Origin of the sequence: Archangium sp. (genome assembly GCF_036388035.1) — a bacterium.
Taxonomy (GTDB): Bacteria; Myxococcota; Myxococcia; order Myxococcales; family Myxococcaceae; genus Archangium.
The window spans coordinates 1-11572 of the sequence record NZ_DASVSO010000195.1; the positions used below are offsets into that span (position 1 = coordinate 1).

Below are 11572 nucleotides of genomic sequence, written 5' to 3' on the forward strand. Positions count from 1 at the left end.
ATGCCTCGGAGGAGAACCCCTCGGCTCGCGGGTCCGCACGCATCATCCTGGATTCCGCCCGAACGCTCGGGGAGGTGCTCAGGCAAGGTGCCATGCACCGCGACCTCAAGCCGGACAACATCATCATCCGCGATGGGAACCCGAGGCCGCTCCTGATCGATTTCGGCGTGGGCACGCTCGTGGGGGCTCCGGCCGTCACCCCTTCGCGCCTTCCTCCTGGCACCCTCGAGTTCCGCGCGCCCGAAGCGTGGCGCTTCAGCCGAGAGAATGCCGACGACTCCGCGAGCTACGACTACAGCCCAGCGGACGAGTTGTGGGCTCTCGGAGTGACGTTCTACTGGCTGCTGACGGACATCCTTCCGTTCGGGGATAGAGAGGATGAAGAAGCGGGAGGACTCGCGGAGCGCATCCTCCACCAGACGCCCCTCGCGCCTCACCTCCTCAACCCGACGGTCCCGCGAGCGCTCTCCGACATCTGCACGCGGATGCTGGAGAAGGACCCAACGGCGCGTTACGCGAGCGTGATGGAGTTCTGCGCGGCGCTCGAGGCGGCCCTGGCCGAGGCCGAGGCTGACTCGAGCTGGGACTTGCCGCTGTTCGACCCCGACGCGCCCCACAACAGGACGACCGAGGAGGAGCCCGCGCTGGTGGATGATTCGACGCGCTGGCTCCGACGGTGGCTCAAGCAGAAGCACCGACGGGGCCGGAAGCCGGAGAAGGTTACCGCTCCCCCTTCGACGCAGGACGACCTCGCGGAGCCAGCCGACGAGCTCGCGCGAGCCGAGCCGCCACGTCCGGCAGCTCGTCTTCCGCTTCGTGCCGGCCTCCTGCCCATGCGTGCCCTGACGCTCGATGCGCGGAAGCGTCCGGCCGTGGTTCCCGTGCTCGCGGCTGTCGTGCTCGGCGCGTTCCTGCTCGCCAGGTCGCTGCTCCCTCCTGTGTCGGCACCACGCGACACGTCATCCGCGGCCGCCACGACGCCACACGCCGAGTCCGGCCATGAAGTGGCGCGGCCCTCGAAGCCGCTGGATTCTTCAGGCGGAGAAGGCGCGGAGCCCGCCATGGGCTCCATTTCCACGCCCGTGATGATCACCATGCTTCGCAAGGACGACACCCGCCAGAAGCCCCAGGAGAAGAAGACGAAGGTGCTCGGTCTGGCCGTCAAGGCCATTGGCACGGGCCTGGTCTACCAAGCGCTGACGGGATGCGCGGCACCCCAACAGGTGCGGCCCACTCCGGAGCCCGCTCCGTGTCCGGCCGGTGCGGTCGAGACGATGAAGGCGCTGGGCATCGACATCGGGCAACAACATGCCGCTACATTCGTCTTCGACGACGGCTGGACCAAGTTCATCACCGTACGGGAGGGGGACACCACCCTCGACCTGGTGGGCGACTGGGGGAAGTTGTCGCAAGACACCCTCTTGTCCGGGCGGCTCATCTTCGGCGAGAAGCGCGTCTACGGGAGGTTCACCGAAGCCAGGATGCCGGGCGGTGAGCCGTTCAAGGTCTGCTTGGAAATGCGAGACGTTGAAGGTGGGCGAGGAGCCATTCGGGAGCCAGATGATGGCGGGCCGGGGAGCGCGCGGACCTTCTCCACAGTGGACGTGAGAGCCGTCAGCAGCTTCGAGTAAGGGCCATTTCCGCTTCGGAGTCTTCTCCCCGTGTTCGCTTCGTCGCCTGTTGCCCTTCTGATGCTGCTGCTCGTGGGGACTTCCGTCCCCGGGCAGACCTGCCCACCCCCTGGAGAGAGCGAAGGCCGGTGCATCGAACTGACGGCGGACAGGACGGGTGAAGTTTCCGAGGTGCAGATCAGCCCGGGACAGCCCACCTCCTTCCGCTTCGACTCGGACGTGCGTGCGGACGGGATGACGCTGGAGCATCGCGAGCACTTCGAGGTGGCGCCTGGAAAGCGTCTCATCACGCTCGAACCCTCGGAGAGGCTGCGGGGTGAGAAGCCCAGCACGCTGACGGTGTGCTTCGCGGATGGCGCGGCTCCTGCCTGCGCGACCTTCCGGCTCTTTGTTCATCCCACGCTCGGGGAGCGCCGAGTGGAGATCTTCCGCCACCCGCGTCCAGTGGACTCCGTCCAGGCCGAGTTGAAGAAGACGCGTGAAGAGAACGCGAGACTGCACGCGGAGAACGAGCGGCTGCGCGCGGAACGGGACAGGCCGGAGGGTCTGATCGGACTGTTCGTTTCGGGCATGGTGGGAGAGGCGGGCATCCCGTCTCAATTCATTGGCAAGCGCATCACCAGGCGCGAAAGCAACACCCTCCGTTCATTGGGGGTGAGAACTTTCCGCGCTCCTGGCCGGGTTGCCATCGAGCTGACGCTGAAGAACCCAAGCGCGACGAAGTCGTGGACACCACATGGCGCGGTGCTCGTCGGACTCAAGGGTGAGGTCCTGGATGCCACCTTCTGGCCCGCGGAGCCCATTCCCTCGGGGAAGGACGGACACGTCTGGGTCGAAGTAATGGCCCCGGACGTGCAGACCGGGGGGCCGTTCACTTTGAAGCTCTGGGAGGCCGACGGCCAACGGACCTTCGTCATCGGCAACGTGCTCTTCCCGGCTCTCGCCGTGCAGCCGGAGCCTTGATGCCAGCCCCGGCCCAGACGTAGCGGGGGCGAAGAGCCCCTCGTGGGAGCCGCCCACGGCCGCTCAGTGCGTGGGGCGCCCGTCCTCGGAGAGCACGATGGGGCCGTGGCGCTCCTCGTATTTGGCGAGGCTGTCCTGCAGGGCGCCCAGCAGGCGCTTGAGGTGCTTGGGGTTGGTGATGATGCGCGAGAGCACCTTGGCGCGAGGCTGGTGCGGCTGGACGTAGATGAAGTCCAGGGTGAACTCCGTCTCCGTGTGGTTGACGAGGGCCATGTTCACGTACTGACCATTGGCCACAGCGTCATCTATCTGAATCTGCAGGGGGATGTCGGGGGGCTTGGGAGTGTCCGCCATGGGTGGGGGCATACCGCTGGATTCCGGCCGTGACTAGATTCGTCACAGTGCGAGCACAGCGGATGGATCCGGAGAAGACGGCGCCGTTCGAGCTGGGGCGGGGGGAAGACGCCTGTCTCCTGCTGCACGGCTTCACGGGAAGCCCCTGGGACGTGCGCCCGCTGGGCGAGGCCCTGGCGGCCCGAGGCCTGTACGTGCGGGCCATCCAGCTCCCAGGCCACTGCACCACCCCGGAGTCCCTGTTGTGCGTAGGACACCAGGACTGGGAGCGGGCCGCGGTCCACGCCCTGCTGTCCCTGCGCGGCTACCGGCGCGTCTTCGTGGCCGGCCTGTCCATGGGCGCCCTGCTGTCGCTGAAGCTCGCGGCGGACTATCCGGAGCAGGTACAGGGGCTGGCGCTCGTCGCCCCGGCGCTGCGCTTCCGGGGGCCCCACATGTGGCTGCTCAAGCGCCTGCGGCACCGCAGGCTGCTGGAGCGGCTGAAGCCCTGGGTCTTCAAGTCGGGCACGGACATCTCCGACCCGGCGGTGCTCGCCGAAGCGCCCATCCTTCCCGCCTTCCCCTCCGCCCGGCTGCAGGACATGTGGGAGTTGCAGGACGCGGTGATGGACGCGCTGCCCCGGGTGCGCTGCCCCACCCTGGTGGCCGTGGCCGAGCAGGACCACGTGGTGGACCCCGAGGGTGGCCGGGTGCTGGCGCGTGGCCTCATCGCCTCGTCCCGCGTGCGCTTCATCTCCCTGAAGGACGGCTTCCACATCATCCCCCGGGACAGGGGCGGGCCGCTGCTCGCCTCGGAGGTGGGCAGCTTCTTCGACCGGGTGCGGGAGCGGATGGCGCGGTCCGAGGACCCGCGCGCCAGCCCTAGGCGTCCAGCGGCAGGGTGACCGTGAAGGTGGAGCCCGCTCCGGGCTGACTCTCCACGGAGATGTGTCCCCCGTGGGCCTGGACGATCTCCCGGGCGATGTAGAGCCCCAACCCCAGGCCACTGGCCTCGTTGGCGCTGATGGCCCGCTCGAAGCGCTCGAAGATGCGCGCGCGATCCTCCTCGCGCAGCCCGATGCCCTGGTCCACCACCGAGAGGCGGACCCGCTCTCCGTCCAGCTTCACCTCGACGCGCACCGGCTTGCCCGCGCCGTACTTGAGGGCGTTGGACAGCAGGTTGAGGAGCACCTGCTCGAGCCGGCTCCTGTCCCACAGCCCCACCACCTTCGGGCTGGGGGCGATGTCGAGCCGCACGCCCGCCCACGCGAACTCCGCCGAGGTGCGCTCCACCACGTCCGCGACGAGCTCCCGCATCTCCACGGGCTCCAGGATGAGCTTCAGCTTGTGGGCGTGGATGCGCGAGACGTCGAGCAGGTCCGACACCACCCGCGACAGGCGGCGCAGCTGCCGGTCCGTCCGGTCGGCCGTGCGGGCCACCTTCTCCGGCGTGAGTGCCGTCGTGTCTCCGCGCGCCAGGGTGCGCGTCAGGGACTGCACCTGGAGCTTGAGCGACGTCAGCGGCGTGTTGAGCTCGTGGCTGGCCACCGAGAGGAACTCGTCGCGCGCCTGGACGGCCCGCTCCAGCTTGCGCTCGGCGGTCCGGAAGCGCTGGAGCTGCTGGATCATCCACTCGACGCGCTGCTCGGTGGACTCCTGGCCCAGCACCATGCCGGGTTTCTCGTAATAGAGGTTGGGGCACACCTGGTTGCCGAGGATGGCGACCGGGTGGGTGCGGAGCACGTCGCGGATGATGTCCGCGCCGAAGCGCTTGCGGTTGTACTGGCAGATGGCCGAGGCGCGGCTGCCCGGGAAGAAGTGGCTCAGGCGGGCCTCGTACTCGATGAGCCGCTCACACCCGCACTCCTGGCCCAGGGCCCATGTCATCTCGGCCGTCACCCGGAAGCCGGTCCGGCCCGCGGCCAAGGCCTCCTGCACGGTCTGGTCCAGGAAGGCGATCATCGCCGCGGGGTCGAACGTGCCGGAGCGCAGGTAGGCCTCGCGCTTGGTGGCGAAGGTGAGCTGGCCCGAGCGCACGTACCCATCGACGTCTACCCCGCGAGCGAGAAAGGCCTGCCGGACCTCTTCGAGGTCGCGGTCGTCGATGACGTACAGGCACGCCTCGTTGCGCTCCAGCCCCTCGGACAGGTAGGGGATGATCGCGTCCCACTGCTGCTCGGCCGTCTCGTACACGAGGCAGAGATGGTCGCCGTGGCCCATGCGCTGAAGTTCTTGCTGGAGTTCCATCCGCTCGCCTCTTCCCTGGGGCCTCCGCTCTTCCAGCAGGGCGCCAACCGTGTCGTCATCCAGGGCCCATGTGGACAAAGGATGGGCGCCGGACATTTCGACCCGCCCTGGCTCCCCCATCCCAGCAATGGGATGACCCCCGGCCCGGAAGGCAGGCATGCGGCGAAACAGGCGGGCCTGTCGCGCATCCGTTAGTCACTCCCCTGCCCTCCATGCCCTCCACCGCGCCTGTCGTCGAGCTGAACGAGGTCTCCAAGTCCTACGCCGAGGGCGATGCGGTCCGCGAGGTGCTCTCCGGCGTGCGGCTCTCCCTGTACGCGGGCGAGTTCGTGGTGCTGCTCGGCCGCAGTGGTTCGGGAAAGTCCACGCTGCTCAACCTCATCAGCGGCATTGATCTGCCCTCGCGGGGCACGGTGCGCGTGGACGGGCGCGAGCTGGTGTCCCTGAGCGAGCACCAGCGCACCCTGCTGCGCCGCGAGCGCATCGGCTTCATCTTCCAGGCCTTCAACCTGCTGCCCACCCTCACGGTGGAGGAGAACATCCGCCTGCCGCTGGAGCTCACCGGACGCGACAGCCCGGCGTCGCACGGGCGGGTGCGCGAGCTGCTCGACCGGGTGGGCCTGGGCAACCGCGCGGCCAGCTTCCCGGACCGGCTCTCGGGCGGCGAGCAACAGCGGGTAGCGGTGGCCCGCGCGCTCGCCCATTCCCCGCCCCTGCTCCTGGCGGACGAGCCCACCGGCAACCTCGACGAGGAGACGGGGCGCAAGGTGCTGGACCTGCTCGAGGGCCTCACGCGTCAGGAGAACGCCTGCGCGCTCATCGTCACCCACGACCCGGACATGGTGTCGCGGGCGGATCGGGTGCTCGCCATGGAAGCGGGCCGGCTCGTCGAGCGGGAGGCCCGCGCGTGAGCCAGCGCCTCCTGGCCCGCGCCAGCCTGCGTCACCTGGGCAGCCACCCGTGGCTCACCGCCCTGTCGCTGCTGGGCATCGCGCTCGGCGTGGCGGTGGTGGTGTCCATTGACCTCGCCAACGCGAGCGCCATGCGCGCCTTCGAGCGCTCCACGGACACCGTGGCGGGCCGCGCCACCCACCAGCTCGTCGGGGGGCCCTCGGGGCTGCCCGAGTCGGTGTACCGGGACGTGCGCCTGCTGCCCGGCGCCCCGGCGGCCGCTCCCGTGGTGGAGGGCTCCGTGCGCGCCAGGAGCGGCGACAGGCGCACCCTCACCGTGCTCGGCGTGGACCCGTTCGCCGAAGGCCCCTTCCGCGCCTACGTGCCGAGGAGCGGGGGCGCGGTGGACATGGGCGCCTTGCTCACCGAGCCCGGCGCGGCCCTCCTCACCCGGCGCACGGCCCAGGCACTGGGCGTGGGCGCGGGAGACTCGCTGGAGGTGGGGGTGGAGGGCGTGACGCGGCGGCTGCGCGCGGTGGCGCTGCTGGAGCCCGAGGACGAGGGCAGTGCTCGCGCGCTGGAGGGCCTGGTGCTCACCGACGTCTCCACCGCGCAGGAGTTGCTCGGGCAGGTGGGGCGCCTCTCGCGCATCGACCTGAAGCTGCCCGGGGGCGAGGCCGACGAGGCGTGGCTGTCGCGCCTGCGTCCGCTGCTGCCCGAGGGCGCCGAGGTGGTGCGGCCCCGCGCGCGTGGCAACGCGGTGGAGCAGATGACGCGGGCGTTCCGCACCAACCTCACCGCGCTGTCGCTGCTGGCGCTCGTGGTGGGCACCTTCCTCATCTACAACACGATGACCTTCTCGGTGGTGCAGCGGCGCGAGCAGCTCGGACGGCTGCGCGCGGTGGGCGTCACCCGGGGCGAGCTGTTCACCCTCGTGCTGGGCGAGGCGGCGGTGCTGGGCGTGGTGGGCACGGTGGCGGGGCTGCTGCTCGGCGTGCTGATGGGGCGGGGCCTGGTGGAGCTCGTCACCCGGACGCTCAACGACCTGTACCTCACGGTGAGCGTGCGCGGCCTGTCGCTGGAGCCCCTCACGCTGGCCAAGGGAGTGCTGCTGGGCCTGGGCGCGACGCTGGCCGCGGCGCTGCTGCCCGCGTGGGAGGCGGCGCGCTCGGCCCCGGCGGTGACGCTGCGCCGCTCCACCCTGGAGGACGCCGCCCGGCGCAAGGCCCCCCGGCTCGCGCTGCTGGGGCTGCTCGTCCTCGCGCTGGGGGTGGGGCTGCTGGCCCTGCCCACGCCCGAGCTGCTGCCGGCCTACGGCGGGCTCTTCGCGGTGTTGCTGGGCTCGGCGCTGCTGGTGCCCTGGCTCACGGCGCGGCTGGCGGGCGCGGCGGCGGGCCCCCTGGGGCGCCCCTTCGGGCTGCTGGGCCGCATGGCGGCGCGAGGCGTGACGGCGAGCCTCAGCCGTACCGCCGTGGCCCTCGCCGCGCTCATGGTGGCGGTGGCCACCACGGTGGGCGTGGGGTTGATGGTGGCCAGCTTCCGCGACACGGTGGCCGAGTGGCTGGGCACCTCGCTCCAGGCGGACGTCTACATCTCCCCGCCCGCGCTCGTCACCCGGCGCGGAGGCGCCACCTTCACCCCCGGGCTCGCCGAGCACCTGCGCGCCACCCCCGGCGTGGGCAGCAGCAGCACCATCCGCACGGTGCAGGTGCGCGTGGACGGCGTGCCCACGGACCTGCGCTCGGTGGACTTCGGACAGACGCCGGTGCGCCCCTACCGCTTCAAGGAGGGAGACCCGGAGCGCGTGTGGAAGGAGCTGGAGGCCCCGGACGCCCTGCTCGTCTCCGAGCCCTTCGCCTTCCACCGCCGCGTGGGCGTGGGCGGCACGGTGGAGCTGGCGACGGACAAGGGCCCCCGCCGCTTCCGCGTGGTGGGCGTGTACTTCGACTACGGCTCGGACAGCGGCACGCTGCTGGTGCTGCGCGACACGTACCTGCGCCACTTCGACGACCCCCGGGTGAGCGGCGTGGCCCTCTACGCCGCGCCCGGACAGGACGTGGACGCGCTGGTGGCCCGGGCCCGCGAGCGCTCCGGGAACGTGCAGGCGCTCGACATCCGCTCCAACCGCGCGCTGCGCGAGACGTCGCTGGAGGTGTTCGACCGCACCTTCACCATCACCCACGTGCTGCGGCTGCTCGCGGTGGGGGTGGCCTTCATCGGCGTGCTGAGCGCGCTCATGGCGCTGCAACTGGAGCGGGCGCGGGAGCTGGCGGTGCTGCGCGCCACCGGCCTCACGCCGCGCCAGCTCTGGGGCCTCGTGTCCCTCCAGACGGGGCTGCTGGGCCTGCTGGCGGGGCTCTTCTCGCTGCCGCTCGGCGTGGCGCTCGCGTACGTGCTGGTCCACGTCATCAACCAGCGCTCCTTCGGGTGGACGCTGCAACTGCTGGTGACGCCGGGCGTGCTGCTGCAGGCGATGGGGCTGGCGCTGTCGGCGGCGGCGCTCGCGGGCCTGTACCCGTCCTGGAAGATGTCGCGCGCCAACCCCGCGCTGGCGCTGAGGGAGGAGTGATGCGCGGACGCGGACTCGTCATCGGCGTGGCGGTGGTGCTCGTGGGGCTCGCGGCCGGGGCCACCTACGTCACGCGCGACGCCTCGCTGCCCTCGGACGCGGCGCCGACACTGAAGGTGGCGGAGGCCCTCGGCGGGCCGGAGGGCGGCACGACGGGCTATGTGCGAGCCGTCGAGCCCCGGGCCTTCCACTTCCCCGAGGACCATGGCCCGCACCCCGACTTCCGCACCGAGTGGTGGTACTGGACGGGCAACCTCTCCACGGCGGACGGGCGGGACTTCGGCTACCAGTTCACCCTCTTCCGCAGCGCGCTCGCCCCCGAGGACACGGAGCGCACGTCCGCGTGGGGCACGCGGCAGTTGTACATGGGGCACCTGGCCCTCTCGGACCTCGGCGGCGGGCGCTTCCATGCCTTCGAGCGCTTCAGCCGCGCCGCGCTGGGGCTCGCGGGCGCCCAGGCCGAGCCCTTCAAGGTATGGCTGGAGGACTGGAGCGCGCAGGCCACGGACACCGGGGCCATGCGCCTCACCGCACAGGGCGAGGGCGTGTCGCTGTCGCTGGTGCTGGAGCCCGGCAAGCCCCCGGTGCTCCAGGGCGACCGGGGCCTCAGCCAGAAGGGGCCCAAGCCGGGCGACGCCTCCTATTATTACTCCTTCACCCGGATGCCCTCGCGTGGGCAGGTGACGGTGGACGGCCGCACGTACGAGGTGACGGGCCAGAGCTGGATGGACCGGGAGTGGGGCACCGACCCGCTCGGCGGCAGGCCCTTGGGCTGGGACTGGTTCGCGCTCCAGCTCTCGGACGGCAGCGAGCTGATGTACGGCCAGCTGCGCCACCCCGACGGCACGGCGGACCCGTTCAGCGCGGGCACCTTCGTCCCCGCCCACGGCGAGCCGGTGCGCCTCTCGCGCGAGGACGTGCGGCTGGAGGTGGAGGGCACGTGGAAGAGCCCGCACAGCGGCGCGACGTACCCGGCCCGCTGGCGGCTCGTGGTGCCCTCGCAGGCCCTCACGCTGGAGCTCACCCCCGCGCTGGCCCACCAGGAGCTGCTGGTGAGCGTGCGCTACTGGGAGGGCGCGGTGCGCCTCTCGGGCTCACACGCGGGCGCCCCCGTCGAGGGCCGTGGCTACGTAGAGTTGACTGGCTACGGAGACGCGCCCGGGCGAGCGCGCTGAGCACCCCTGGCGTAGTAGACTCGCGCCCCAGGGAGACACCGCCATGACCCCGCCGCGCGAGTGGACCATCGGGACACATTCCGCCCGGTTCGAGCCACCGGACGTGCTGTGGATGAAGATCCGAGGAGCGACCTCCCTCCAGGATGCCGTCTCCGTCCTGGAACTCTACCGGGAGGTGGGAGGCCAGCGGCCCTTCTTCCTGGTGACGGACCTCCGGGAGGCCACCTCCGTGGACCTGAAGGCCCGGGACCACGTCTCCTGGAACCTGCGCATGGAGTGGTTCCGCGGGGGCATCTACATCGGGGCGGGCGTGTTGCAGCGCGCCGTGGCCAGCAGCATGACGTTCCTCCACTCGCTCACCGGCAAGGAGAGCCGCCCCCAGCACTTCGTCTCCACGGAGGAGGAGGCCCGCTCGCTCATCGCCCTGGAGCGCGCCTCCTGGGGCGGGCAGGCCTAGCCGCCCCGCTACCCTTCTCCTCCGGCGCGGGAAGCGCCGCTCCTCCCTCCCGAGCGGCGCTGTCCACGCACGTCCCTAGAAGAAGGCCGGGGTCTGCTCGGAGGCCGCCACGTACTCCTCGCGCGCGTTGCGCGGGCGCGTGTTGTAGGCGAGCGCCTCCTCCAGTCGGGCGGGCTTCTCGCTGCGCGGCGACGTCATCAGCCGCATGAACACCTCGTAGTCCAGCCGCAGGCGCGGGTTGGTGAGGCGCTCGTGGCCGATGGTGCTGAACGTCCGCCCGCCGTAGTCGTGCGAGGGGTACACCAGCGTGGCCTCGGGCAACGAGAGCAGCCGCTGGAGGCTGCGGTACTCGGCCTCGGCGTCGCCCGTGGGCAGGTCCGTCCGTCCCGTGGCGCCGATGAGCAGGGTGTCGCCCGTGAGCACCCGGTCCTCCATCTTCAGCACCAGCGAGTCCTCCGTGTGCCCCGGGGTCTCCCACACCTCGATGCGCAGGTCCCCCAGCATGAGCACGTCGCCCTCGTGCAGCGGCTGCTGCACCACGTCCTGTGGCGCCCCCGCGTGCACGGAGTTCGTCATCCGCGCCAGCTCCCGGCCGCCCGACAGGTGGTCCGCGTGCGTGTGGGTGTCCACCACCAGGCTCAGCCGGAGCTGATCCCTCCCGAGGCGCTGCAGGTAGCTCGGCACGAGCTCCAGCACCGGGTCCACGATGAGTGCCTCGCGTGTTCGCGGATTGACGATGAGGTACGTGCGGCAGCTCGCCCCACCATTCAACTCCTCGAAGATGAACCCCTTCATCCCCTGCCTCCCTCGACCGGATGCGCCGATGCACCCGGAGCCGCGAGCAAGGTAGGCACTGCGCGCCCGCCGCACGTCCACCCCGCCCGTCCGACGTGCCGAGACGCCCGCTGGTGGACGATGGCGCGTCCCGGGAGAACAGACGCCGCGCCGCTCGTGGAGCAGGCAGGCGAGCGGGCCTCCCCCGCCCAGGGCTGGGCTGTCCCCGTGCCGCCGCGTCCTCAGTTTGGACGCGGAACACCTTTCTCTTCACAGGAGCGACACCGCATGGCCCTCTTGAAGAAGGCACTCAACGGCTGGCTTCTCTCGAAGTTCCTCACGCATCGCCGCATGGCCTGGTACCAGCGGCTCACCCCGGGACAGCGCGCCTCGACCCAGCTTCTCCTGGGGCTCACGCCGCTCGGCCGGTTCAGCCTCGGGGGCCTGGCGCTCTTCGCCGCGCGCCGGCTCTTCACCCAGCGACGCTACGCCTGACCCTCGCGGGAAGGCTCGGACTCAGCGGGCCGCGCCG

General features: G+C 71.1%; 11 protein-coding genes. 8 read left to right on the forward strand and 3 right to left on the reverse strand.

All coding sequences use genetic code 11. The features are described 5' to 3' along the window. A partial coding sequence (locus VF697_RS08625; RefSeq protein ID WP_331093144.1) for a serine/threonine protein kinase occupies positions 1 to 1631 on the forward strand: 1631 nt, incomplete at its 5' end. 30 nt (positions 1632 to 1661) lie between these two features. After that, positions 1662 to 2594, forward strand: coding sequence for a DUF2381 family protein (locus VF697_RS08630; protein ID WP_331093146.1), 933 nt, complete (start codon positions 1662 to 1664; stop codon positions 2592 to 2594). A 63-nt stretch (positions 2595 to 2657) separates the two neighbouring features. Here the strand turns inward: VF697_RS08630 and VF697_RS08635 are convergent, their stop codons facing one another. Next, on the reverse strand, positions 2658 to 2948 hold the full coding sequence (locus VF697_RS08635; protein WP_331093148.1) for a DUF3467 domain-containing protein: 291 nt from the start codon (positions 2946 to 2948) through the stop codon (positions 2658 to 2660). 62 nt (positions 2949 to 3010) lie between these two features. Here VF697_RS08635 and VF697_RS08640 point away from each other — a divergent pair, with 62 nt between their 5' ends. Continuing rightward, positions 3011 to 3832, forward strand: coding sequence for an alpha/beta hydrolase (locus tag VF697_RS08640; RefSeq protein WP_331093164.1), 822 nt, complete (start codon positions 3011 to 3013; stop codon positions 3830 to 3832). Here VF697_RS08640 and VF697_RS08645 read toward each other — a convergent pair. Next, the gene (locus VF697_RS08645) at positions 3810 to 5174 is read right to left on the reverse strand and encodes an MEDS domain-containing protein (RefSeq protein WP_331093150.1); all 1365 of its coding nucleotides are present in this window, start codon (positions 5172 to 5174) and stop codon (positions 3810 to 3812) included. The genes VF697_RS08640 and VF697_RS08645 overlap by 23 nt on opposite strands. Positions 5175 to 5386: 212 nt before the next feature. On the opposite strand from VF697_RS08645, the gene VF697_RS08650 reads away from it, so the two are divergent. From VF697_RS08650 to VF697_RS08665, 4 genes are read left to right on the forward strand one after another with little or no spacing between them, the layout of a single operon-like run. Next, positions 5387 to 6085 carry an ABC transporter ATP-binding protein gene (locus VF697_RS08650; RefSeq protein WP_331093152.1) on the forward strand — a complete coding sequence of 233 codons (699 nt, stop codon included), beginning with the start codon at positions 5387 to 5389 and terminating at the stop codon, positions 6083 to 6085. Then, on the forward strand, positions 6082 to 8634 hold the full coding sequence (locus VF697_RS08655; RefSeq protein ID WP_331093154.1) for an FtsX-like permease family protein: 2553 nt from the start codon (positions 6082 to 6084) through the stop codon (positions 8632 to 8634). The genes VF697_RS08650 and VF697_RS08655 overlap by 4 nt, the downstream gene beginning before the upstream one ends. Beyond that, positions 8631 to 9809 carry a lipocalin-like domain-containing protein gene (locus tag VF697_RS08660; protein ID WP_331093156.1) on the forward strand — a complete coding sequence of 393 codons (1179 nt, stop codon included), beginning with the start codon at positions 8631 to 8633 and terminating at the stop codon, positions 9807 to 9809. The genes VF697_RS08655 and VF697_RS08660 overlap by 4 nt, the downstream gene beginning before the upstream one ends. 43 nt (positions 9810 to 9852) lie before the next feature. After that, positions 9853 to 10266, forward strand: a complete 414-nt coding sequence (locus VF697_RS08665) for a hypothetical protein (RefSeq protein WP_331093158.1) — start codon at positions 9853 to 9855, stop codon at positions 10264 to 10266. Positions 10267 to 10341: 75 nt separating this feature from the next. Here VF697_RS08665 and VF697_RS08670 read toward each other — a convergent pair whose 3' ends face one another. Continuing rightward, the gene (locus VF697_RS08670) at positions 10342 to 11061 is read right to left on the reverse strand and encodes an MBL fold metallo-hydrolase (RefSeq protein WP_331093160.1); all 720 of its coding nucleotides are present in this window, start codon (positions 11059 to 11061) and stop codon (positions 10342 to 10344) included. Between the two features lie 267 nt (positions 11062 to 11328). Here VF697_RS08670 and VF697_RS08675 point away from each other — a divergent pair, with 267 nt between their 5' ends. Next, positions 11329 to 11535 (forward strand): hypothetical protein, encoded by a 207-nt coding sequence (locus tag VF697_RS08675; protein ID WP_331093162.1) that lies wholly within the window; start codon positions 11329 to 11331, stop codon positions 11533 to 11535. The last annotated feature ends 37 nt before the right edge of the window (positions 11536 to 11572 follow it).